Origin of the sequence: Actinomyces acetigenes, assembly GCF_031296635.1 — a bacterium.
In the GTDB taxonomy this organism is placed as follows: domain Bacteria; phylum Actinomycetota; class Actinomycetes; order Actinomycetales; family Actinomycetaceae; genus Actinomyces; species Actinomyces acetigenes.
In genome coordinates, this window is sequence record NZ_JASPFC010000001.1 from 161,112 (window position 1) to 184,555 (window position 23,444).

Here is a 23,444-nt window from a genome sequence, read left to right on the forward strand (position 1 = left end):
GGTGAAGGTTCTGGTCGACAAAGGCGCGCTGCTGTGCGGCTGCCTCCTGCTTGCCCTGATTGTGGGGCAGGCGAGGACAGCCGCCGTCATCTGGCTGATCGCAGCCGTGACCATCGCCGGCCTGAGCATGAGCACCGACCAGCGACAGTGGGGCATCGCCATGCCGGCCGCCTACCTCCTGGTGGGAGCCCTCTCAACGGACTCCGTGACCGGGGCGCCGCTGGTCGTCTACGCCCTGGCCCGCCTCGGAGCGCTCGGGACCCGGCGCGCGCGAATGGCGGCTGCGGCCGCCTGCATCCCCTTCGTGGCCGTCATGGCCGCCCGGGTTCAAGACACTCCCGTGCTGGCCCTGGCCCTGGCGGTCTGCGCGCTCGCGGCCCTCCTCGCGCTGCGCACCGTCCAGGAGGAGGCGGCGCGAAGGAGCCTGCACGCGGTGCGCGACGACCTGCGCGAGAAGGTCCTCACCCTGCAGGACACGAACGCCCAACTGCTCCAAGCCCAGGACTACGAGCTGCGCGCCGCCGCCCTGTCCGAACGCACCCGCATCGCCCGCGAGATCCACGACGGCGTCGGCCACCTTCTCACCCGCCTCCTGCTGCAGGTCAAGGCCCTCCAGGTCGTCCACCGCGACGAGTCGGGCGTCGTCGCCGACCTGGACACGCTGGACGGGGGCCTCGACGAGGCCCTGGACTCCATGCGCCGCTCCGTCCACGCCCTGTCCGACGACGGCGAGGAACTGGCCACCTCCCTCAACCTGCTGGGCTCGCGCTGCGGCATCGAGTCGGTACGTGTGGACTGCCCCACCGAGGCCGAGCCGCCAGCAGCGGTGGCGCGCTGCGTCGTCGCCGTGGTGCGCGAGGCCCTGACCAACGCCGCCCGCCACGGCGGGGCCCGCTCGGCCCGCGTGGCCGTCACCGACTACCCTGCGTTCTGGCAGGTGACGGTCGACAATGACGGTACTGTCCCCGCCGAGGGCGAGCCGGCCGTGGGCTGCCGCGTGGGCTCGGGCCTGGGGCTGCGCTCCATGACTGAGCGGGTCGAGGCCCTGGGTGGCCGGGTGCGGATCACCCCGCGGCCACGGTTCACGGTCTTCGCCACGATCCCCAAGGACGGACGAGGGAAAGAAGGAGCATCATGAGGGTCCTCATCGTCGACGACGACGCACTCGTCGCCCAGTCCCTGTCCACGATCCTGTCGGTTGAGGACGACGTCGAGGTCGTCGGCCTGGGCTGCTCGGGCCCCGAGGCCACCGAGCGCTACCGGGAGCTGGCCCCCGACATCCTCCTCATGGACATCCAGATGCCCGGCGGGGACGGGCTCAGTGCGGCCGAGCAGATCCTGGCCGAGGACGCCGGGGCGCGCATCGTCTTCCTGACCACCTTCTCCGACGACGAGTACATCGTGCGCGCCCTCAAGATGGGCTCGCGCGGCTACCTCATCAAGCAGGACGTCGCCCAGGTCGCCCCGGCGCTGCGCTCCGTCATGGCCGGGGTATGCGTCCTGGAGGGGGAGGTGTTGGAGCGCAGCACCACCATGGGGCTGGGCGGGCGCACCGGAGGACGGGAGCAGACCGAGGCGGGCCCGGGAACGTCCGCCAAGGACCTGCGGAGTACGGCTTTCGCGGCCTTGACCGACCGCGAGTACGAGGTGGTCGAGGCCGTGGCCGAGGGACTGGACAACGCCGAGGCCGCGGCGCGGCTGTTCATGAGCGAGGGCACGGTGCGCAACCACATCAGCGCGATCCTGGCCAAGCTCGGCCTGCGCAACCGCACCCAGGTCGCAGTCATGTACTACCGCTGCGCACAGGCCGGCTGAGCCCAGGTCGTCCGTGCCTTCAACGACTTCAAGGGATTCCTCCCTTCGACACCTCACGTCCCTGTGGCATGATCATCGAGGCGCGGCGAGCCTACGAGGATGCCGATGCGGCGGCGGGTTGCTTCAGGACACGAGTCGTCGATACGCGGCCCTGGCTTTCATCGCGTGAATGATCTCGACCTCACCGTCATCCCACAGCAACACGACGATTTCCAGAAGTCGGCCTGCCGTGTCCAGCCCGATCCTCAATTCGCGCTGCGGGTTCTCGTCATCCAGGGGTCCGCCTGCCAGCGCCGACCGCGCGGCAGTGATCGCGTCCTCGTCGTTGATCCCGTGTTTGTGCGCGGACGCGGCGACGATCACGCGCGAGCCCACTCGCGAACGGCGGCGCGGATCGCGGCGGAGCGGTCCAGGCCCTCACGGTTGGCGCGTTCCATCAGCTCGGCCAGCTCCTCGTCGGAGAATTGTGTCGGTACCACCTGGGATGCGCTTCCCGCCCGCGGTGGACGCCCCCAACGCTTCTGCAGCTCCTCGACGTCATAGCCTGCTTCAGCCTCATCCGCCCACGCCTGTACCTGAGCGTCCGAGACCTCGCGTCCCTGAATCATCCGTTTACCCACGACAACAGTATATAACGTAATACAAATAGGTCGAGCCTGGGTCGTGTGGGATGCCGTGGGTCGGTCGTACCGTGGGCCGCCGCAACTGATCGCCTGTCTAGACCGATTCCGTGAAGCGAAGCGATCGAGCGGTGTTGTCGTGCTGAGGGAAAACCACCGTCACTTACACCAGCGCCTACCGTGCATGGTTGAACAACCAGCCCATGATCTCCTCATCGTGCGGGAAGAGGACCCCTTCTGTCATGTGCTGACCGTTCTTCCGCCCCGTCTCGCCAAAGTATGATGCAGGCTTCACGTCCAACGTGACGAGTCGGGAGACCTCCTCCTCTCCGAGCCCCTGAGCCATGTATCCGCTTCGCAACTTCTCATAGGTTTCCCGCACCGAGCTCGGACCGTAGTAGTCGTCATTCTCACCTGTGGCCATGTAAACGGGAACCCGGGCAGCGATAAGAGGCTCGATATCCCCATCCCACTGAGAGATGCAGTGAAGGACGGCCGCGAAAAGCTCCGGCCTGGTTCCCATGACGAGCGACGCCGTCTCACCGCCGCCTGAGCAACCGCTCAGAACCATGCGATCAGCGGCGACGTTGTAGGTGGACAGCAACCACTGCGTGAGCGCGATCGTCTGTCTGGCTGAGGTCTCACCCCAGTCCTCGAGCTGTGGGGAGGCGACGATCATGTCGGCGACGTAACCATTGGCGACGAAGGGAAAGTCCTCCTGAAGATGGGCGCCCACGCCCTGGAACCAGAGCCCCTCCCAACCAGGGAGTGCCACATAGAGCGCATAGGGCTTCGATCCGTCGTAGGCATCTGGAACATGGAGGGAGAAATGGAGGCCTCCCTCGGTTGCGTGCAGGACGTTATCCACCACGAAGCCACGGTCGATCGTCTTCCCCTCCTCGAGCCGGTAGGCGCTCGCCTCGCCGCTCCCCGTGCTGTCTGCTCCACCAGAGCTGCCGCCGACAGCGGTGCTGGTGCCACGGCTCCTGGAGGAGGTGCGAGCGCAGCCGGACAAGCCGGCCCCACCTGCCACCAGAGTGAGGAATCCTCTCCTGCCAAGACCTGCGGCATGGGCTCTTGGCAGGAGAGACGGAGCGTCACTCACGATGACAGACCCAGCGAGGAGACCCACTGGTCGACCTCACTGTCGTCGGGTCGCTCGGCGAAGCGGTGACCCTCATGCCACGTGCCTGTTCCAGCCAGCTTCTCAAGGTTCGTGCCGCTCTGACCCAGCCCGGAGGAGAGCGAGGTGCAGAACGGGTAGGTGTCCTTGCCCGTGAAGTCGTTACCGGTGACGAAACCGTTGACCGGCCACGCGGTGTCCTGCCACCAGATCGGGTACCCCAGCAGAATCGTCCGATACTGGGCAAAGTTATCGGGCGTCGCCTGGGCGAGTTCGGTGGTGCGCTTGGACTCGTCCTCGTACTCCTGGACGATCCGGCTCTGCGTGTTGTTCCAGTTGGGATCCTCGGTTGAGTACTGGGATTTGGGGACCATCTCGAAGAGAGTTGCTCCCAGCCCGGAAGCGATCCGCTCAGCAACGGCCTTCGTATGCCCCTGGGCGGAGTAGTAGGCGATCAGAATGCTGCCACCGTTCGATGAGGACTGACCCGGTGACCTGTTCGACGACGCTGTAGAGGCGGCTGAGCCGCCCGTCGTCGAGCCACCAGAGGATGATGACCCTGTTCCGCAGGCGGCGAGCAGGCTCCCGGCTGCTGTCAGCAGCCCCGTCCTGGCCAGAAGAACCCTGCGGCTAAGGGCGAGTTCGTTGACGTGCGGCCTGTTTCTTGCATTCATGAGCTGTTCTCTCTGGTTCATGGTGGGCATACTCGAGCTGGGTGGCGTTGCGCAATCAGGCGCTGAAACGGGCGATATCGGCCTGCACTCGGGCGGGTTCCTCCTCAAGAGGCACGAGGATCCGGTCGAGGACGCCACGCCCGGTCTCCGTGTCGGGTCGGGTAGCGGCGAAAAGCTCCTCGAAGTCGGTGACCGGCTCACCCGGTTTGGAGAACACCTCGACCGTGCGATGCTCGCCGGACGGGCTGAGTGCCGCCTCGATAAGCACCTGGGCGATGTGGTGGCGATCGACGCCGGGTCGTCCTCCGATCCGGTCTCCTTGCTTGAGATCGATCTGGGTGTCGCCGGCACCCTGATAGTCGAACCAGCCGGGACGCACAATCGTGTAGGGATGGCCGCTGACGCGCAGGAGGCGCTCGGCGAGGCGCTTCCAGTCCCACTCGGGCTGCTCCCGGTTGGGGGTCGAGACGTACATGGAGGTCATGAGGCTGATGTGGGTCTGCGGCCGGCTCTCGAGTGCCTCGAGGAGTGCGGGCAGTACGGCGTAGTAGTGGTTCTCGAGGTCGTCGTCACCACCGTGGGTCAGGACGACGCCGTCGACGCCGTCGACGATCCGGGCCAGTGAGGCGGCATCGGTAGGGGAGGCCTCGACGACTTCCGCATCTGCGGGAAGCAAGGCGGCCGCTCTCGCGGCGCTGCGGGACTGGGCGTGGGCACTCAGACCACGAGCGAGGGCCGCCTCGACGACGATGCGGCCGACCTGGCCGGTGGCACCGATGACGAGGATCGTTCAGGGCCAGACATGCTGATGTTCCTTTCGTGAGCTGTGCTGAGCACGAGGGATCGGATGCTCGGGATGAAGGTCTGTGGCAGTCAGCCGGAAAAGGTCTGCTGGAGGAAGACGTCGTACTTCTCGATCCAGCCGCCCTCGGCGCCGAATCCGTGCGGCCAGCCGTCGAGGACGCGGGCACGCAGTGCGCCGTCGCGCCCCGCCAGGACCTCGACCTGCTTCTCGAACTGGTCGTAGAAGGGGTCCTTGGTGCCGTAGCAGTAGTAGGTCGGCACGACACCACTCAGACGGTCCGGATTGAGCTCCGCCACGGACAGGCGTCCGTAGAAGGAGTAGATCATCGCCGTCGCGGCGGCATCGGCGCTGACCGTGTCAAGATCGTCCGGTACGTAGCTGGAGTCCAGCCGGGCCGGAGAGGTGGTGCCCGACCAGTTCAGGATCGTCTCGCCGCACAGGATGCCGCCGGCGGAGTAGCCGCCCAGCGCGATGTGCTCCGCGCTCGGTAGCCCGTAGCCGGCCGTGTGCGCGCGCACGAACCGGATCGCCCGGGCCAGGTCGCAGCAGGCCTCGGCCTGCGTGTACGGCCGCACGCGGTAGTCGACGACGAAGCAGTGGTAGCCGAGCGCGGACAGCCGCCGCGCCGTCGGGTAGCAGTCCGAGTTGTCCCCGCGCAGGGCGAAGGCCCCACCGGCGCATAGGAGTACGGCTCCTTTGACAGCGGTACTCGCTGCGGTGGGCACGCTCGTGACCGTGGGGCGGAAGCCGACAGGGGCGTAGCCGCTGCCGTTGGGCGTCGTGGTCGCGGGCACTTTGCCCTCCTCCCACAGGAACAGGCACTGGCGGCGTGAGGGATCCATCGTCGCCGTTGCGACTGTTCCTTCGACCTCGGACGGGTCTGGGCTGACGTGACCGAGGTCGACACCGTCGAAGCTGGGTGGACTCATCCTCACCAGGTCACGGACCTCGGAGGCTGCAGCGTTCCTATTTCCAGTGCCGCTGGAGCCGGCCCGCGATCCGGAACAGCTAGCCACGGCCTGTACGGCGGCGAGAGCGCCGAGACCCGTGAACACGCGTCTGGTCATCGTTGTCATTTCCTTAGATCCTCCGTCTGCTACGTCCTGGGCTGGTCATGCCCCGGTAGTGGATGAGCCGGTCGCATCGATCTGCCTCTGCCAGAAGGCGGCGGCACCCTCGATCCAGCCCTCGGCGACGGTCCCGATACCGAGCCCGAAGCCGTGGGGGAGCCCGTCATAGGCGTGGAGCTCTGACGGCGTCCCCGCAGCGGCGATGGCATCGGTACGTGCCTGCATGGTGCGCCAGGAGGTGATCCCGTCGGCCTTGCCGACGCAGGCGTAGGTCGCCGGTTCCGTCCCGGAGAGATCGGAGTGCCCCGTGTACTGCATGACGACGGCGCCGGGGGCGTCAGGACCTGCGGAGTACGGCCTTCGCGGCCTTGACCGACCGCGAGTACGAGGTGGTCGAGGCCGTGGCCGAGGGACTGGACAACGCCGAGGCCGCGGCGCGGCTGTTCATGAGCGAGGGCACGGTGCGCAACCACATCAGCGCGATCCTGGCCAAGCTCGGCCTGCGCAACCGCACCCAGGTCGCAGTCATGTACTACCGCTGCTCACAGGCCGGGTGATCCGGGGCATGACCGCCGAGGCGCAACGGGCTGACGAGGAGGCCGATGCGGCGATCACCGCAGGAACGGCCAAGCGTTGCCGGAGCGTGGCTGACCTGTGCAACGGCCTGGGCCTGTGATGCTCCAGATCGTCATCTCGAACAAGTGCAAAACGGACCTCAAGCGGGCTAAGAGGTCGCGTCAGTAGGTGCGGTGTGGGAGCGGGGTGCGGGCACAAGGTCCCGGTAAGAAGTGAGTTGTCTGTACTTGCTTCTGTTCCTGGGGGTGTCTCCTTGTGCCCGCTGTGCCATCATCGGTGATGGAGCCCTTGTGGGTCCAGTTCTCCGCGTTGCTACCGGTTCGCGTCGATACTCACCCACTGGGGTGCCACCGGCCGCGCATCCCTGACCGGATCGTGTTCGACAAGCTCATCCAGGTCCTGGTGCTGGGGGCGGCCTACGAGAAGGTCGCCGACTCCACCTGCTCGGCAGCCACTATCCGACGCAGACGCGACGAGTGGATCGCCGCGGGAGTGTTCACCACCCTGGAGCAGGCAGCGCTGGACGCCTATGACAAGATCGTCGGTCTGGGGCTGGAGGACCTGTGCGTCGACGGCTGCATCGTCAAGGCCCCCTGCGGGGGCCAGGCCGCCTCCCTCACCGGTGGACCGGGGCAAGCAGGGCACCAAGCGCTCAGTCATGGTCGAGGGCCACGGCATCCCCGTCGGGGTGCAGGTAGCCCCGGCCAACCGTCATGACTCGCCTTTGCTGGCACCGACACTGGAGTGTCTGGGCAGGTTCGGCTTCGACCTGCCCGAACACATCACCGTGCACCTGGATGCCGGCTACGACAGCCGCAAGACCCGTGAGCTGCTCGAGGTACTGGGCTGCCAGGCCCGAATCTCCCCCAGAGGCACCCCGTTGCAGGCCGGCCGGCGCTGGGTGATCGAGCGCACCAACTCCTGGCATACCCGAGGTTTCCGCAGGCTCCAGGTGTGCACCGAGGTACGCACCCGGGTGATCGAGGCGTTCATCGCCCTGGCCAACACCATCATCACCATCAGGAACCTCATCCACCACGCCTGGACCACCCACCGCTGGGACCAACGCCCCACCCACAAGCCCTAACCTACTGACGCGACCTCTAAGAAGCGCGGTCTTGACCTGGATGAGTTCCTCGCCGTCGACGACGTGTCTCCGGCGAGTGTGCCAGTATATGTTCGCCTGGTCAATAAACGCCACATGCCGGATCGAAACGGCGCCACATGCCGGGCTGGATAGACGCCACATGAGGGATTAGAATGGCGCCAACATCCGGATCGGGACCGGATCCCGCAAGAGAGGCTGAAGAACTGGTGGGTCAGCACGGCTATCTGCCGCGGGTTGTCGACCACGTCGTCCAGGACTCGCTCGGCTACTCGGGAGGTGTCCTCCTCGAAGGAGTGCGGGCCTGTGGCAAGACCATGACCGGCCGCCGGCACGCCTCCTCCGAGGTGGCCCTCGACTCAGGGCTGCCGCAGCTGCGCGCGGCCCTGGAGGTCGACCCGTCCCTGATTCTGGCCGGGGAGGTTCCGCGTCTTATCGATGAGTGGCAGATCGAGCCCTCCCTGTGGAATCTGGTGCGTCGAGAGATTGACTCGCGTCAGCGTCCGGGTCAGTTCCTCCTGACCGGATCCTCCGTCCCGGTTGAGGATGCTGCCCGCCACTCGGGCGCACATCGGGTATCGCGAATCCGTATGCGTCCGATGACCCTGTTCGAGCGCGGTCTCGGCGATGGAAGTGTCTCACTTGCAGGACTGTTCGATGGTCAGGCTCCCGAACCTGTGCTGGTCTCGGGAACGAGCGTGGCCGAGGTCCTTGACGAGCTGGTCCACGGAGGGTGGCCCGGGGACCTTGATCTGACGACTTCTCAGGCGCAACGTCATCTGCGGGACTATATCGATGACATCATCAGTATTGACATCGGCCGTCTCGATGGCGAGCCGCGCCGGGACCCCTTGAGGATGCGTGCCCTCATACGGTCTCTCGCCCGGCATATTTCGACGGAAACCTCTTTCGCCACCATCGCGAAGGATGTCTCCGGACAATCGTTGTCTGCAGAGACGGCGATCGCTTACGTGAATGCCCTCAAGCGCCTGTTCGTCGTCGAGGAGCAGCCGGCCTGGGCTCCTCATTTGAGGTCTCGCTATGCGGTGCGGACGTCGTCGAAACTGCACTTCGCTGATCCCGCGCTGGCTGCGGCAGTGACCGCGACCTCGCCGGGGCGTTTGATGCAGGACCTGGAGACTGCCGGGTTCTGGTTCGAGTCGCTGGTCGTGCAGCACCTGAGGGTCTTCGCTGAGGCACTGGGTGGTCGCATCTATCATTTCCGGGACAAGTCGGGCAGAGAGGCGGACGTTGTTGTCGAGCTCGATGACGGACGGTGGGCCGCCTTCGAGGTCAAGCTAGGACAGAGGCAGATTCCTGCGGCTCAGTCCTCGTTGGCGGCGTTCGTGGGAGATATTGACACGGCGCGGACGCCTCTCCCACAGTTCAGGGCTGTTGTTACTGCGGACGGTCCCACGATGACGCTTCCCGACGGCGCCGTGACTTTCCCCTTGAAGGCTTTGCGGCCTTGAGTTCTGAAGCTCGAATAGGGATCGGTGTCCGATCACGTTTTACGACTACTGATGATCGCTGCGTCGTTAGGGACGAAGATATTCCTAGCCGCCGTTTTGTCGGTGTGGCCCGGAAGGCCGGTGTTCTCGGTGCAACAACCTGTTTCTCGACATCGGAGCGGGGCTGTGGTTACCTGATGAGCGTAGCCATGCAGAGGGCTGCGGAAGAGAAAGGGACCAGCATGAGTATCGGAGAGGTCATTAGCGCAGCCCGGGAGGCTCAGGGGATGACTCAGAGTGACCTGGCGGGCAAGGTCCTTGTTACCCGCCAAGCCGTCTCGAGGTGGGAGACCGGGGTGACGACTCCGGGTGTCGATATGTGCAAGCTCCTCGCCGGCGCGCTTGACGTTCCAGTCACACGGCTTCTGGAGATGCCCCCGGAGCCGTGCTGCCAGAGCTGCGCTCTCCCCTTGGGCAAAGAGGCGGACTACGGTGCCGAGTCCGACGGTACGAAGTCGGAGGAGTACTGCACCTGGTGCTATCCGGACGGGGCCTTCACTGGAGAGGAATCGCTCGATGCCTTCATCGAGCACGCCGCCCCCTATATGGCCGAGGGGGTCGGTGTCTCTCGGGACGAGGCCATCTCTTACCTGGCTGTCGTCCTACCGACTCTCAAGCGGTGGGCTCCCCGGTGACGAGGCGGACGAGACTGCGGCGCTCCAGGTGACCCTGTCGACCGGAAGCTAAGCAGAGTCACCTTCTTCTATGACGCGCCATGTTCCTGCTCGAGCGCTCCCCTCTCTTCTCAGACGCCCCGAGCGGCGCAGGTCGGAGACAATACGTTCCGCTGTTCTGCGCGCGCACTCTAAATGGCCTGCCAGATCGGCAATGGTTGCACTCGGGTCAGCTTTGAAGAACGAGAGCGTCCGTTCCTCACGATCCTGGGCCGGAGAGTCTGATGCGTAGGGGATGAGCGCATCTCTGATAATCGTGAGCATGAAGGTGACAAAGGAATCGCTCGTCCCTGCCGTGTTGGAGCTCGCGATCGCTGCGTAGTAGTCGGTCTGGCGTCCGCGGATCACACTTTCAATCGGTAACCAGGCCAATGGGGATCGCCAGTGGGACAGCAGCAGCGTGTGCCATAGGCGGCCGGTGCGGCCGTTGCCGTCCGCGAAGGGGTGGATGAACTCGAACTCGTAGTGGAAGATGCAGGATACCAACAGAGGGTGAAGGTCGGTTGACGACATCCAGCCGAACAAGTCGCCCATGACCTCGGGGACGTACTGCGCTGGTGTCCCTGCGTGGACGAGTCTGCTCCCCTGAAAGACACCGGCGTTCCCTGAACGGTATCGTCCGGCGTCGTCGATGAGCCCGCGCATCATGACACCGTAAGCTCGCAACAGGTCATCGGCAGAATGAGGGTTGAGATCATCCATGAGCTGATATGCGAGACGGGCGTTGTCCACCTCGAGAATCTGCTCGGCGGGACCAAGAACCCGTTTGCCGTCGAGGATTGCCGTGACCGTCTCACGTGAGAGCGTGTTCCCCTCGATCATGAGGGAGGAATGGATGGTGGTGATGCGCAGCTCGCGGTGAAGGACAGGGCTCGTGCTGAGAGGGGAGGTTGTTCCCAAAGCGCCGACGAGTTCGGCGATCTCCATGCAGAGCTCGTCGATCTCGGCGGTGCGGTTCAGCGGTGGCTCGTAGCCCATCTGTTCTCCTCTGAGATGCTCTCGGCTTGTCGGGAGACCGTGATGTTGTCGGTGTGACGACGATTACCGCCACACTTTACCGCCAGTGGCGGTAATGAGGGGGCGTGGACGGGTCAGGCGAGCTCGCCGGTGACGATGCGGACCAGATCGCGGCGTGCCCGGCGCCCCTCCGGGGTGGGGAACATCGGGTAGACGTGATTGAGCCCCTCGCCGACGTGCAGTGTCGAGTCCACCCCGGCCTCCAGGAGCTTGGCGTGGAAGAGCGCATTGTCCGGCAGGAGGATCTCCCGGGTCCCCACGAAGGTCGTCACCTTCCTCAAACCCGACAGCTCGCCGTAGATGGGGGAGAGGTGCCAGTCGGTCGCCGGGGTGCTGCCCGCCCAGGAACGGCCGATCTCGGCGAGGGGCTCGGGAGCCATGAGCGGGTCGGCGTCGACGTAGTCGGCGATATCCGGGTTGGTGTTGGTGATGTCGACCCACGGCGAGATGAGGGCGAGCTCGTCGGGCTGGGCGTCTCCGGCCTCGGCCAGGGACAGGGCGATAACCGCTGCCAGACCCCCGCCCGCGCTGTCCCCCATGAGGATGATCCGTTTCCCCGGGTTCTCCGCCACCGTGCGCCGATAGAGGTCCAGCACCAACCGGTGCGCCTCCTGCCAGGTGTGGTGGGGCGTCAGTGGGTAGAGCGGCATGACGACGTCGGCCCCCGCCCTGCGGGCGAGATGATCGACCAGGTGGGCGTGCGCCGAGTTGGCCGTTGAGATGTAGCCGCCACCGTGCAGGTAGACGATAACGGCCTTCGACGGCGTCCGCGGGCGGAGGTAGTAGACGGGCATGCCGGAGTCCTCGCGCCGCTCCAGGTCGTAGAAGAAGCGCCCCCAGGCCGGGAAGGTGATGGTGCGGGCAGGCTCGGGGCGGTCGGCCAGACGCGCGATCCGCTCGGTCATCGGAATGCGGGCCGCCAGTGTCTTGATCGGCCGGGTGCCGTACTCCGCCAGGCTCGCCGCGGCCGAGCGGCCATAGCGCCTGTGGGAGTACAGGCTGAAGGCCCCCACCGTCAGACCCACACTGGCCGCGCCGACGGCGATCCTGCTCCCGCTGAGTCTCCTGGGCGCCTTCATGATTTCCTCCACTTCGCAGGGCCTCGAACGCGGTCCGAAGAGTTTTCCGGATCCGGGGGGCATGTCTCGGCTATCGTAGGCATCTGAAGCCCGTGGCGGCGGGGTGGAACTGTTCACTCAAAAAGAAGCGAGTATGGCAATTTCTCTTATTCTGTCGGCTTTGTTGATGGGCGGACTCGGACTGTTCCTCATGCTGTCCGATCCGGAGGCACTGTGGTGGTCGACTGAAGCATGGAGATACCGCGACCCCGAGGCCAATGAGCCCTCGGAGAGACAGTACGCTGCGAATCGTGGAGTGGGCTGCTTCATGGTGATGCTCGCGCTGATCCTGGTGGCCCTTCCCTTCCTTCCTGCACTTCACTCCGTATCGGATGCCGAGACGACGTCCGCTGATTCTGCTGGCCACTGCATGCCCTATGCGTACGGTTGCGATAGTGGTGACGCCTCCCCATCTCCTCGTCCTACTGCTTCGGGGGAGACCGTGGATCCCTTCTCCTCGGCTGTGGCGAGCCCAGTCGCCGGCGGGGCGCCCGTCACTCTCTTCACCCCAGTGGTCGAGGGCGCTGTACAGCACCATCAGTCGGATTCCTCGGAGCAGATCGGAGTGAATCCGGTCTACTACCCGTGGACTGCGAGCGACCAGCCCGCGGCCTTCGCCTCCGCCGCGGTCATCGACTCCAAGGTCGCGCTGGCAACCCTCGATCCGGCGCAGGCCACAACCCAGGGGGCTGGAGCCGGCGTGCTGGGGGAGAGGACCTACATCGTGGTCCAGCTCAGCCAGCCCGCCTGCGCGATCACCTCGGCCAGCGCCTCCCTGTCAAACGATCAGGCCAGCATCTCGATCTCGGTCTACGGGCTCTCCGACGTCAGCCGTTGCGGACAGCCGACTGAGGGGGCTTACGTCGCCATCCCTCTCAGTGATGAGCTGATCCAGGCGGCACGAAGCTACCAGGCGCCTGTGTACCATCCGCTGGCGCCGACGACGTCTCCTTCCGGAGCCTCCGAGCACACACCGGACCCGGTTCCTGGAAACGCCTGGTCAAGCACGTCCTACGACGGCGACTATATGCCGACTATTTTCCGATCCAACAGGCGGGGAAAGTTCACCGAGACGTGGAAGGACCCCGTCACTGACGCTGATATTGATCGCAATACGCTCGTCCCCTGGGTCGCCCCCAGCTCATCATGAGCCGTACTGTGGACATCTTGTCGCAACACGTCATGAAGTAGGTGCGTATGGACACTCATGAGACCGACCACCTGACCGCCGTCCGCGCTCTCGCCCCCGAGTGCATGGTGCTGCTGCGTTCCGACGGTGCCTTCCCCCTGGCTGAGCCGGGCGAGATCGCCCTGTTCGGCTCCGGTGCGCGGCACACCATCAAGGGCGGAACCGGCAGCGGAGACGTCAACTCCCGCCACGTCACCACCATCGAGGAGGGCCTGGAGACGGCCGGCTTCACCATCGCCACGCGGCCCTGGCTGGAGGCCTACGATCGTGTCCGAGCTCAGGCCCATGAGGACTTCGTCGCCGGTATCAGGGCCGAGGCCGCCGAGCGCGGCGTCCCCGCCATCATGGTCGGCATGGGCTCGGTCATGCCCGAGCCGGAGTACACGATCCCCCTCGACGTCCCGGCCGGCACCGACCCACACGCAGCCGTCTACGTCCTGTCCCGAACCTCCGGGGAAGGCAGCGACCGCACCCCCGAGGCCGGTGACCTCAGGCTCACCGACACCGAGGTCCGTGACATCCTCACCCTGAACGGGCGCTTCGAGCGGTTCCTCCTCGTGCTCAACGTGGGCGGCGTCGTCGACCTCAGCCCGCTCGATGACGTTGCCAACATCCTCCTGCTCTCCCAGCTCGGCGCCTGCACCGGTGATGCCTTCACCGACATCCTCCTGGGGCGGACCTACCCCTCCGGCAAGCTCGCCACCACCTGGGCCGCCTGGGACGAGGACGACCAGATCGGCGACTTCGGCGACCCGGACGACACCCACTACCGCGAGGGCGTCTACATCGGCTACCGCTTCTACGACTCGGTCGGCAAGGCACCGCTCCTCCCCTTCGGATTCGGGCTGGGCTACACGACCTTCGACATCCAGACCCGCCAGGTGAGCCTCGACGGCGCCCGCGTGAGCATCGACGTCGACGTCACCAACACCGGTGAGCGCCCGGGCAAGGAGACCATCCAGGTTTACGCCAGTGTGCCGGCCGGACGCCTCGACCAGCCGCTCCAGGCACTCGCCGGTTTCACCAAGACCGACGAGATCGCCCCCGGCGCCACGGCACGGATCACCGTCGACGTCGACCTGACCGACCTGGCCTCCTACGACGAGGCCGCCCGCGCCACGATCCTGGAGGCCGGGCGCTACCTGCTGCGGGCGGGAACCTCCAGCCGGCACCTCAGCCCCGTCGCCGTCGTCGAGCTCGCCCAGGACGCAACCGTGCGGCACCTGACCGGCGACCTGGGGGAGCCCGGCTTCACCGACTGGAAGCCCGAGGCGCCGATCCTCCTCGACATCCCGGCCGGCCTGCCGGCGCTCGCCGTCGACCCGACCCACCTGCGCCGGCCGGACGTCGCCGAGCCCGATGAGCGGGTAGCGCCGGAGGACGTCAGCAAGGCTCTCACCCTGGCCAGAGGACTCTGCGACGACGAGCTCACCTACACCGTCCTGGGCGACTACCGCAGCGGTGAGGAATCCGGCTCCATCGTCGGGGCCGCCTCCACCACCGTCATCGGTGCGGCGGGCCAGACCACCACCCGGATCCCCGGCCTGCCCAGCATCATCATGGCCGACGGGCCCGCCGGCCTGCGCTTGGCCCCCACCTACGGCGTCGACGCCGAGGGCCCCTTCTCCCTGGGCGACTCCAGCCTGCCCGCCACCTTCCTTGAGCTCATGGACGACGCCGGACGCGAGGCCCTCGGCATCGCCGACGAGCCAGAATCCCGCGAACCCACCGAGATCCGCGAGCAGTACACCACCGCCATCCCCATTGGCACCGCGCTCGCCCAGTCCTGGAGCCCGGCACTGGTCGGGCGCCTCGGTGACGTCGTCGGGGCCGAGATGGAACGCTTCGGCATCCACCTCTGGCTCGCCCCCGCCGTCAACCTGCACCGCAGCGTCCTGTGCGGACGCAACTTCGAGTACCTCTCCGAGGACCCGCTGCTGGCCGGACGCATCGCCGCCGCCATCACCCGCGGGGTCCAGACCCACCCGGGGCGGGGCGTGACCATCAAGCACCTGGCCTGCAACAACCAGGAGACCAACCGCCTCAACTCCAACAGCAGGGTCAGCCCCCGAGCCCTGCGCGACCTCTACCTGCGCGCCTTCGAGATCTGCGTGCGCCAGGCCCGCCCCGCCGCCGTCATGACCTCCTACAACCTCATCAACGGCGTCCACACCTCCGAGTCTGCCCAGCTGCTCGAGGTCATCCTGCGCTGGGAGTGGGGCTTCGACGGACTGGTCATGACCGACTGGGTCGTCGACGGCATGACCCGCAGCGACATGAAGCACCCGCGTGCCACCGCGGCCGCCACCGTCAAGGCTGGCAACGAGCTCTTCATGCCCGGAGGCGAGACGGACCGGCAGGACCTCCTGGCGGCCCTGGAGCGGGGAAGCACAGGCCGTGGGCCGGGCGGACGGACCGAGCCGGACGGCGGAGGCGTGGCCCTGACTCGCGACGAGCTCGAGACGCAGGCCGCCCGCGTCATCCGCTCGGCCTGGAGGCTCGCGGGCTTCGAGCGGTGACTGCTCACGGACCTTCACGCCCGTGAGGCGCTGCTGCTCCAGTCGGGCAGAAGATCCAGGAAGGTTCTTGGTCCCTTGCGATACCCCGACAACCCAGGCATGGTTCATAGCAGTCCGCTCCGACGACGCCACCTGGGGTGCGCCGGAGGGCGCAAGGAGGAACCACCATGACCAGCATGTTCGACCTCAGTGGGAAGGTGGCAGTCGTGTCCGGGGCAAGCTCGGGCCTCGGTGCGGACGCCGCCCGTGCCTACGCCGAGAACGGTGCCGACGTCGCCCTACTCGCTCGGCGTCTTGAGCGTTTGGAGGCCCTGAGCGAGGAGATCCGGGCGGCCGGACGCCGTGCGCTCGCCGTCCGCTGTGACGTCACCAGCGAGGAGAGCTGCCGTAACGCCGTCGAGAAGGTGGTGGAGGCCTATGGGCGCATCGACATCCTTCTCAACAACGCGGGGGTCGCCGTGCGCGGCGGTGTCGACACCCTCTCAGAGGCCGACTGGGACCGTTCCTTCGACACCAACGTCAAGGGCATGTTCCACGTCAGCAAGTACGTCGTGCCCCTCATGCGTGAGCGCGGGTACGGCAAGATCGTCAATATCGCCTCGGTCAACGCTGTCATCGCCGACAAGCAGGACGTGTTCATCCGCCACGCCTACAACGCCTCCAAGGCTGCGGTCCTGGGGCTCACCAAGGGAATGGCCTGCTCCTACGCCCGTTACGGGATCACCGTGAACGCCGTCGGACCGGGGCTGTTTGCCTCCGAGATGACCGAGAGCACCCTGTTTGGCAGCAAGGAGTTCCTGACGGCCTACAACACGCTCAACCCCGCCGGCCGCCCCGGAGGTAAGGGCGAGCTCAACGGGACGATCCTCTACCTCTCCTCCGACGCCTCCAGCTATGTCCAGGGACAGCTCATCCTCGTCGACGGCGGCATGGCGCTGGTCTAAGAGGTCGCCCCGTCGCGAATCCGGCGACGGGGCGTAGCAAACCCATCGCCGGGGAGGCCGACGTGACATGCTCGGATTTGAGCCGCCCGCACTGCATAAGGAGCCCCTCCATGGCGCTGACACCACAGGCGCGTGAGACCTTCACCCGACTCTTTGGCCTGGAGCCGCAGCCGCATCCCACAGATCCCGAGCTCTTCGACATCCTCCAGAACGAGATCTTCGACGAGGCCTTCTCCGCAGGAGTCCTCACCGACGTTGAGCGAGAGCTGCTCACCGTCACCGTCCTGACCGCCATGCAGACCCTCCCGCAGCTCACGGCCCATGTGGGCGCGGCCCTTAACATCGGAGCCGGCCCGCTCCAGCTGCGCGAGACCATCTACCAGTGCGCCCCCTACATCGGTTTCCCCAAGACGCTCAACGCCATCGACATCGCCAATAAGGTCTTCGAGGCGCGTGGCATCTCCCTGCCCCTGGAGAGTGCCGGCACCGTCGACGCCACCGACCCCAGCGCCCGCGAGCAGGCCGGCGCCGCCATCCAGGCTCCGCTGTACGGCAACGAGGTCAAGGAGGTCTTCTCCGCCCTGCCCGAGCCCTTCGACCAGTTCGTGCCCCACCTGCTGACCTCCTCCGCCTTCGGCGACTTCGCCACCCGCGGCGGCCTCGACGTCGCCCAGCGCGAGCTCATCAGCCTTGTGGCCATCGCCGCCATCGGCGCCACCACCCAGCTGCGCCCGCACGTGGCCGGGGCGATCAGGGCCGGCTCCTCCCGCCAGAAGGTGGCCGCCGCCCTGGTGCAGGTCATGCCCTACATCGGTGGCCCCTACGCCCTGTCCGGCCTGGTCCTCGTGGCCCGCTACGACGAGAACGCCTCCACAGAGGCCTACCGCTGACGCTGCGCGTCCTCACCCGTCCGGCGACCCGTCTACGATGGCCGCCGGGCCGGTTCTCGTTGCCGGCCCCGCACAGCAAGGAGAACACGTGACGACGACGCAGCCCTACCTCTCACGGCAGGTCACCCTCACCGTCCAGGGGCAGAGGCTCGGGGGACTGGCCTACGTCCCGCGCACGGCGTCGTCGGCCCCCGCGCCCCTGGTCATCTGCTGCCACGGCATGGAGGGCTCCCACACCCGCGTCGCCCCCATGGCTCGGCGCTTCGCCGCGGCCGGGGCCGTGGCCATCTGCTTCGACTTCCGCGGGGGCGGCGGCAGCGCCAGCCAGGGCGAGACCACCGCGATGTCGGCCCTCACCGAGCTGGCCGACCTCGAGGCCGTCCTCACTGCCGCCTGCGCCTGGCCGGAGGTCGACGCCTCCCGGGTCGCCCTGTTCGGGCTGAGTCTGGGCGGAGCGGTCGCAGCGCTCGCGGCCGCCCGCCACCCGCAGCAGGTCACCGCCCTGGCCCTGTGGTACCCGGCTCTGCGGCTGGGGGAGAACCTGCGCGCCGCCTTCCGCACTCCGGCGGCCGTGCCCGAGGAGTTCGACTGGGCGGGCACCCGCCTGGGGCGCGCCTACGCCGTCGACGGCTGGAACCTTGAGGTCGGGGCCGAGCTGGCCACCTACCGCCGTCCCGTTCTCATCGTCCACGGGGACCAGGACCGCGCCGTGCCCATCGAAGTCTCCCGAACCGCCGTGAGCGCCCTGCCCGATGCCGAGCTCGTCACCATCCCCGGCGCCGCCCACGGCTTCGGCGACGCCAACTGGGAGGAGGCCATGCGCCGCACCATCGGCTTCCTGGCCTGGAACGGGGTCCTTGAAGAGGACTGAGAGGACTGAGCCGCGCGGCGGACAGCGGGCGCGGGCGGCGCGCCCGTTTTGCTGCCAGCGGTGGTTCCCGAGCCGCAGGCGTCGCAGAATTGACCGCATGAGCGCACACGAGACAGCAGACCTGACCAGTGTCAGCAAGACGATGCTGCTGACCCTCCACGCCAAGGCGGAGCACACGCTCTCCGACCGGCCTCGCTTCACCGACCCCGCCGCCGTCGAGCTCGTCTCCCGGCTCGACTACGACTTCACCATGGCCAGACAGGACCGGCTCATGGCCGACGGCGTCGTGCTGCGCACCCTCACACTCGACCCGCTCGTGGCCGGGTACCTGGACACCCACCCCGGCTGCACGGTGGTCAACATCGCCTGTGGGCTTGACACCCGCTTCCAGCGCCTCGACGACGGGCGCGTCACCTGGTACGACCTCGACCTGCCCGACGTCATCGCGCTGCGACGCCGGCTGCTTGAGGACGGTGGGCGTCACCGCACCATTGCCGCCTCCGCCCTTGACCCCTCCTGGCCCGACCAGCTGGGGGACGTGAGCCGCGACGTGCTCGTCATCATCGAGGGACTGAGCATGTACCTCGAGCGGGAGGAGGTGCGCACGCTCCTGGACATCATCGCTGCGCGCCTGCCCGGTGCGACCGTCCTTATCGCGGTCATGCCCAGCCTGTTCCAGAAGTACGGCCGGGAGCGCTCAGTGGAGGACGCGGGCGCGCGCTACACCTACGGCTGCTCCAGCGCCGCCGAGTTCCACCGGACGATGGCCCCCGGCTACACGCTGCTCCACGACGTCCCCTTCACCCGTACCATTGCGCGCTACCACCCCCTGCTCGCGCCCCTGACGCGGCTGCCGCTGGTGGGCAGACTCTCCGAGCGCATCGTGGTGCTGCGAGCGTGCCATCGAGACAGGGCCTCAGTGACCTCCTTAAGTGAGAGCCTCCCAGCGGCGACGTCCATCACCAGCCGGTAGGCGTCGTCGTCGGGAGCCTCGACTCAGTGGCCGTTGATGTCCAGGAAGACCAGCGTGGTCAACCACCCCAGGCGCTTGTTGCCATCCGCCAGTGGATGATTGCGGACCAGGGAATCGAGCAGAGCCGACGCCTTCTCATCGATCGTGGCGTAAGCGTCGCGTCCCCAGAGCATGGTCGCAGGTCGGTGCAGCGCCGAGTCGAGCAGGCCGAGATCCCGGACCGGTCCCACAGCGAGGCCCTCAATGAGAGACAGTGCGTCCTCGAGCGTCAGGTACTCGACCATCTCTGCCCGATCAGCGGCCGAGGCGTTCCAGGACCTCGGCGTACCGGTTGCGGATGCGGGCGGAGGCGTCCGCGACTCGCTGTTCATGTTCACGGCGCGCGGCCGCCTCGTGGATCGCCCGGATCGTCGCCTCCTGGCGGCTGACCCCGTCCTCCTGTGCAAGGAGCGCGAGCAGCCGCTCGTCCTCTTTGCTCAAGCGCAATGTCATCGCCATGTCTCCACAGTAGTAGGTGGTACCAGACTGGTATCAGACGGGGTGAGCCGGCACTACTATTCTCCCTGGACGTGCCCGCAGCGCCGCGGGCACGGGCGACGAGGGAGGAAGCATGAGCGAGCCGATGACGACGTCGGATGAGGATGCTCAGACGGCCGAGGAGCAGGAGCGTGGCTACTGGCTCTACGTCCCGGGCGAGGGCGCCGGGAAGTGGGAGGAGTTTCGAACGGCCGGGATCATGGCACTCAACTGGGACCGGATCGGCGACCCCACGAGCTACCCGAACGAGGAAGCCGTCATCGAGGCTCTGGAGGCCGGCTACGGGGACTGGGGAGGCAGGCCGACAGGCGCGGCGGGCATGATCCGGGACTTCACCCACATGATGCGTCCCGGTGACGTCGTCTACGCCCGGCGCGGTCCCACCGAGATCATCGGGCGCGGCGTCGTCCGCTCGCAGTTCCGTTACGACGATGCCCGGCCCTCCTACCGCTGCGTGCGCGACGTCGAGTGGACGCATGCCGGCTCCTGGCCGCTTCAGCGAGGTGTCCGCCGAGTGACACTGCAGCGCCTCACGCAGGAGACCAGTTACAACCCGGCCCAGCTCGAGTCACTGTTCGAGGACCGGAACGACCCTGACCCGTCCACGGTCTCCGCCCCCGCCGCGAGTCCCCGGAACGCTGACGAGCCCGACGCCGCCGACGTCTACACGCGGGAGAACTTCCTGGCGGAGGTGTTCGTCGATCCCGAGGACCTGGAGCAGATGCTCGGGCTGCTGCGCCGCAAGAAGAACCTCATCCTCCAGGGTGCCCCTGGCACGGGGAAGACCTTCGCGGCCAAGCGCCTGGCCTACGCCCTCATGGGCCAGACGGACGACTCGCGGGTGGAGGTGGTGCAGTTCCACCAGTCGACCGCCTACGAGGACTTCGTCGTCGGGCTGCGGCCCACGGCCGAGGGCGGGTTCGCGGCCGCCGAGGGCGTCTTCGCCAGGTTCTGCCGGCGTGCCGCCGCCGACCCGGGACGGGACTACGTGTTCATCATCGACGAGATCAACCGGGCCAACATCTCCAAGGCCTTCGGCGAGCTGCTCATGCTCATCGAGGCCGAGCACCGTGGCGAGGCGCTGCGCCTGCCCGTGTCCGGGGAGCTGCTGTCCGTCCCGAAGCGGCTCCACATCATTGGCATGATGAACACCGCCGACCGGGGCCTGGCCCTCATCGACTACGCGCTGCGGCGCCGCTTCGCCTTCTTCGAGATGAGGCCGGCCCTCGACCACCCAGGGTTCCTCAGGCACGTCGAGGCCGTGGGCAGCTCGAGGCTGGAGGCGCTGGTCGACGTCGTGCGCCGCCTCAATCAGCGGATCGCTGAGGACGAGGCCCTCGGGGTCGGGTTCCAGATCGGCCACTCCTACCTGTGCCTGCCTGTGGCAGACCCCGAGAACCCTGCGGGTGCGGATGCGGACGTGACCTCCGTGGTTCGCTATGAACTCGAGCCGCTGGTGCGCGAGTACTGGTTCGACAATCCCGCAGCGATGGACGAGAGCATTCACGCCCTGGAGAGCGTCCTGGCATGACCGTTGCCCTGCCCGGCCGGGCCTGGGACGGGGCTCCCGGCCGGCCGCATCAGCACGGTCCGAGCACCGTCCTGCTCAAGAACGTCTACTACATGCTGGCCTACGCCTTCAAGGCGTTGGAGACCGGCGAGCACCGGCGCCTGGCGGCCGAGGACTTCGAGCACGTCCACGACATGCTCGCTGCGATCCTGGCCGGTGGGCTGGACAACCAGCGCCGACGCGGTTTTGAGCGGGACTATCAGCCCTTCAGCGAGGACCTGACGGTTGTGCGGGGGCGCATCGACCCGGCCGCCACGATGCGCCTCAGGGCGTGCCGCAGGAGCCTGGTGCACTGCGACTACGACGAGCGCACCGAGAACACCCTCATGAACCGGCTCCTCAAGAGCGCCGCCCTGCGGCTGCTCCTGCACGGCGACATCGCCCCGTCACGCAGGACGCGCCTGAAGTCGACACTGCTCGTCATGGGCGACGTCAAGGTGATGAGCCCCGGGGACCTGCGGCACCTGCACTGGGAGAGCTTGCGCTTCCACCGCGGTAACCGCTCCTACCGGCTGCTCATGGGCGTGTGCCGACTCGTCCTGGACGAGCGGCTGCTCAGCGGCGCAAACGGTGCGGTCAGCCTCGCCGACTTCCTCGACCCTCAGGAGCTGAGCGCCTTGTACGAGCGCTTCGTCCTGGCCTACTTCCGCCGCCACCACCCCCATCTGCGCGCCGGCGCTCCCTGGGTGAGCGGCGGCATCGAGGACGCCCCGGTCTTCCTCCCGGGGCTGCACACCGACATCGTCCTGACCGGGCCGGAGCGGACCCTCATCATCGACACCAAGTGCTACGGGCGCATCCTCGGCTCCCGCTACGACAGGTCGATCCTGTCCCCGGCCAACCGCAACCAGATCTACAGCTACGTCATGCACGAGGCCAGCGACCCCCGGCAGGCCGGGCGCGAGGTTGCCGGGATGCTGCTCTACGCCCAGACCGCTGTCGACCCACCGATCTGCGAGACCTGGACCGAGACCGGGCACCGCTTCCACGTGCGCACCCTCGACCTGGATCGGGACTTCACCGAGATTGCCGCTCAGCTCGACGACGTCGCCGCCCTGCTCTCGCCACCCTGATCTACGACGCCTCCCATGGCATCTTCTCCCGGAACACTCATGTCCTTGCCGGGGAGGAAGGAGCCGGGAGGAGGTGAGGGCCGTGTCCAAGCCGAGAGGACGACGCGCAGAAGTCCGCAAGGGCAAGGTAACGGCCCGGAAGGTGAGCGAAGTCTTGACCGCTGTCGCTCGCCTGATCCGGGCCGTCGGTGTCCTTGTGGATGTCCTCAGTAAGTGGATCGGCTAGGCCGTTCCCTTGCGAGGGGAGTCAACCGGTAGCAGCCGGCTGGCTCCCCACCATTATGGGGCCGTCGATCCGCACTGTCCACATCGTCCTTCCTTCTTCCGTCTGCGGGGACATTCTGTGCGCGGGGGTGCTGTGTTGTCTCCTCACTTCTGGGACATGTGAGTGTCATGACTTCTGAGGCACTCGCTCGGGCGGGAGTCCGGGGCAGGCTGGTGGTCCTGGAGGCGAGGGTGAGGTCGAAGGGAAGAGGTCTGGCAGGTCGCTGGTGTCCACAGCGCTGACATCAATCCCGCACCGGTGCTGCACGCCGAAGATCAGCCGCAGGATTCCAACGATCCCCGCTGGGTGCTTCGACGGCTGGATCGTTGATGTCAGCGCTGTGGACACCGGGCCGCGCAGGAACGAGTCCGGGGTTCTTGGTGGCACAGCCCGGCGCCTCCGTCACAGGTCCGCCCCCTGCCCGCTGCCTGCGCGGGGTCCGGGTGCAAAGATGATTGCTCTGCGGAATGACGATACCCTGCCCGCTGCCTGCGCGGGGTCCGGA

The 23,444-nt window shown here is 67.0% G+C and carries 23 protein-coding genes and 2 pseudogenes; 14 read left to right on the forward strand and 11 right to left on the reverse strand.

Translation table 11 applies throughout. From position 1 onward, the window contains the following. Window position 1 precedes the first annotated feature (1 nt). Window positions 2-1,138 carry a sensor histidine kinase gene (locus RIV14_RS00745; protein ID WP_075371622.1) on the forward strand — a complete coding sequence of 379 codons (1,137 nt, stop codon included), beginning with the start codon at window positions 2-4 and terminating at the stop codon, window positions 1,136-1,138. Continuing rightward, on the forward strand, window positions 1,135-1,815 hold the full coding sequence (locus tag RIV14_RS00750; RefSeq protein ID WP_075371623.1) for a response regulator transcription factor: 681 nt from the start codon (window positions 1,135-1,137) through the stop codon (window positions 1,813-1,815). The genes RIV14_RS00745 and RIV14_RS00750 overlap by 4 nt, the downstream gene beginning before the upstream one ends. A 123-nt stretch (window positions 1,816-1,938) precedes the next feature. On the opposite strand, the gene RIV14_RS00755 is transcribed toward RIV14_RS00750, so the two are convergent. From RIV14_RS00755 to RIV14_RS00785, 7 genes are all read right to left on the reverse strand, one after another. Further along, window positions 1,939-2,178, reverse strand: a complete 240-nt coding sequence (locus RIV14_RS00755) for a hypothetical protein (RefSeq protein ID WP_075371664.1) — start codon at window positions 2,176-2,178, stop codon at window positions 1,939-1,941. After that, window positions 2,175-2,435, reverse strand: a complete 261-nt coding sequence (locus tag RIV14_RS00760) for a ribbon-helix-helix protein, CopG family (RefSeq protein ID WP_256694872.1) — start codon at window positions 2,433-2,435, stop codon at window positions 2,175-2,177. The genes RIV14_RS00755 and RIV14_RS00760 overlap by 4 nt, the downstream gene beginning before the upstream one ends. A gap of 175 nt (window positions 2,436-2,610) precedes the next feature. Next, entirely contained in the window at window positions 2,611-3,306 is a 696-nt protein-coding gene (locus tag RIV14_RS00765) for a prolyl oligopeptidase family serine peptidase (RefSeq protein WP_218638379.1), read from the reverse strand. A 230-nt stretch (window positions 3,307-3,536) separates the two neighbouring features. Next, window positions 3,537-4,232, reverse strand: a complete 696-nt coding sequence (locus RIV14_RS00770) for a flavodoxin (protein ID WP_178387811.1) — start codon at window positions 4,230-4,232, stop codon at window positions 3,537-3,539. Between the two features lie 55 nt (window positions 4,233-4,287). Beyond that, entirely contained in the window at window positions 4,288-4,983 is a 696-nt protein-coding gene (locus RIV14_RS00775; RefSeq protein WP_256698971.1) for an NAD(P)H-binding protein, read from the reverse strand. Between the two features lie 122 nt (window positions 4,984-5,105). Beyond that, window positions 5,106-5,966 (reverse strand): alpha/beta hydrolase, encoded by an 861-nt coding sequence (locus RIV14_RS00780; RefSeq protein WP_178387812.1) that lies wholly within the window; start codon window positions 5,964-5,966, stop codon window positions 5,106-5,108. Window positions 5,967-6,149: 183 nt separating this feature from the next. Further along, entirely contained in the window at window positions 6,150-6,425 is a 276-nt protein-coding gene (locus tag RIV14_RS00785; RefSeq protein ID WP_178387813.1) for an alpha/beta hydrolase family protein, read from the reverse strand. Between the two features lie 20 nt (window positions 6,426-6,445). Here RIV14_RS00785 and RIV14_RS00790 point away from each other — a divergent pair. The 4 genes and pseudogenes from RIV14_RS00790 to RIV14_RS00805 all read left to right on the forward strand — a co-directional run. Beyond that, window positions 6,446-6,664, forward strand: a pseudogene (locus RIV14_RS00790) (response regulator transcription factor); the annotation flags it as partial. A 274-nt stretch (window positions 6,665-6,938) separates the two neighbouring features. After that, window positions 6,939-7,770: pseudogene (locus RIV14_RS00795) on the forward strand (IS5 family transposase). Window positions 7,771-7,943: 173 nt separating this feature from the next. Continuing rightward, the gene (locus RIV14_RS00800) at window positions 7,944-9,260 is read left to right on the forward strand and encodes an ATP-binding protein (RefSeq protein ID WP_256698947.1); all 1,317 of its coding nucleotides are present in this window, start codon (window positions 7,944-7,946) and stop codon (window positions 9,258-9,260) included. A gap of 221 nt (window positions 9,261-9,481) precedes the next feature. Next, entirely contained in the window at window positions 9,482-9,934 is a 453-nt protein-coding gene (locus RIV14_RS00805; RefSeq protein WP_075371667.1) for a zinc ribbon domain-containing protein, read from the forward strand. Between the two features lie 48 nt (window positions 9,935-9,982). On the opposite strand, the gene RIV14_RS00810 is transcribed toward RIV14_RS00805, so the two are convergent. Together RIV14_RS00810 and RIV14_RS00815 are read right to left on the reverse strand one after the other, a co-directional pair. After that, the gene (locus RIV14_RS00810; protein WP_075371629.1) at window positions 9,983-10,951 is read right to left on the reverse strand and encodes a Fic family protein; all 969 of its coding nucleotides are present in this window, start codon (window positions 10,949-10,951) and stop codon (window positions 9,983-9,985) included. A 113-nt stretch (window positions 10,952-11,064) separates the two neighbouring features. After that, complete coding sequence (locus RIV14_RS00815) at window positions 11,065-12,069, reverse strand: alpha/beta hydrolase (RefSeq protein ID WP_075371630.1); 1,005 nt, start codon at window positions 12,067-12,069, stop codon at window positions 11,065-11,067. Window positions 12,070-12,202: 133 nt separating this feature from the next. Here RIV14_RS00815 and RIV14_RS00820 point away from each other — a divergent pair, with 133 nt between their 5' ends. From RIV14_RS00820 to RIV14_RS00845, 6 genes are all read left to right on the forward strand, one after another. Further along, a complete protein-coding gene (locus RIV14_RS00820) occupies window positions 12,203-13,258 on the forward strand; it encodes a DUF6199 family natural product biosynthesis protein (RefSeq protein ID WP_256698949.1) in 1,056 nt (351 codons plus the stop codon). Between the two features lie 47 nt (window positions 13,259-13,305). Continuing rightward, the gene (locus RIV14_RS00825; protein WP_178387814.1) at window positions 13,306-15,816 is read left to right on the forward strand and encodes a glycoside hydrolase family 3 protein; all 2,511 of its coding nucleotides are present in this window, start codon (window positions 13,306-13,308) and stop codon (window positions 15,814-15,816) included. 167 nt (window positions 15,817-15,983) lie between these two features. Further along, complete coding sequence (locus tag RIV14_RS00830; protein WP_075371631.1) at window positions 15,984-16,760, forward strand: SDR family NAD(P)-dependent oxidoreductase; 777 nt, start codon at window positions 15,984-15,986, stop codon at window positions 16,758-16,760. Between the two features lie 110 nt (window positions 16,761-16,870). Beyond that, window positions 16,871-17,650 carry a carboxymuconolactone decarboxylase family protein gene (locus RIV14_RS00835; RefSeq protein WP_075371632.1) on the forward strand — a complete coding sequence of 260 codons (780 nt, stop codon included), beginning with the start codon at window positions 16,871-16,873 and terminating at the stop codon, window positions 17,648-17,650. A gap of 88 nt (window positions 17,651-17,738) precedes the next feature. Next, a complete protein-coding gene (locus tag RIV14_RS00840; protein ID WP_075371633.1) occupies window positions 17,739-18,521 on the forward strand; it encodes an alpha/beta hydrolase family protein in 783 nt (260 codons plus the stop codon). Window positions 18,522-18,618: 97 nt separating this feature from the next. After that, entirely contained in the window at window positions 18,619-19,494 is an 876-nt protein-coding gene (locus RIV14_RS00845) for a class I SAM-dependent methyltransferase (protein ID WP_256698952.1), read from the forward strand. A 23-nt stretch (window positions 19,495-19,517) separates the two neighbouring features. Here RIV14_RS00845 and RIV14_RS00850 read toward each other — a convergent pair whose 3' ends face one another. Together RIV14_RS00850 and RIV14_RS00855 are read right to left on the reverse strand one after the other, a co-directional pair. Next, the gene (locus RIV14_RS00850) at window positions 19,518-19,778 is read right to left on the reverse strand and encodes a type II toxin-antitoxin system death-on-curing family toxin (protein WP_256694876.1); all 261 of its coding nucleotides are present in this window, start codon (window positions 19,776-19,778) and stop codon (window positions 19,518-19,520) included. 10 nt (window positions 19,779-19,788) lie between these two features. After that, the gene (locus tag RIV14_RS00855; protein ID WP_075371634.1) at window positions 19,789-19,992 is read right to left on the reverse strand and encodes a CopG family transcriptional regulator; all 204 of its coding nucleotides are present in this window, start codon (window positions 19,990-19,992) and stop codon (window positions 19,789-19,791) included. 112 nt (window positions 19,993-20,104) lie between these two features. On the opposite strand from RIV14_RS00855, the gene RIV14_RS00860 reads away from it, so the two are divergent. Both RIV14_RS00860 and RIV14_RS00865 read left to right on the forward strand, forming a co-directional pair. Further along, window positions 20,105-21,562 carry an McrB family protein gene (locus RIV14_RS00860; RefSeq protein ID WP_075371635.1) on the forward strand — a complete coding sequence of 486 codons (1,458 nt, stop codon included), beginning with the start codon at window positions 20,105-20,107 and terminating at the stop codon, window positions 21,560-21,562. Then, window positions 21,559-22,674 (forward strand): 5-methylcytosine restriction system specificity protein McrC, encoded by a 1,116-nt coding sequence (locus tag RIV14_RS00865; protein ID WP_081381778.1) that lies wholly within the window; start codon window positions 21,559-21,561, stop codon window positions 22,672-22,674. Before RIV14_RS00860 ends, RIV14_RS00865 begins: the two co-directional genes overlap by 4 nt. The last annotated feature ends 770 nt before the right edge of the window (window positions 22,675-23,444 follow it).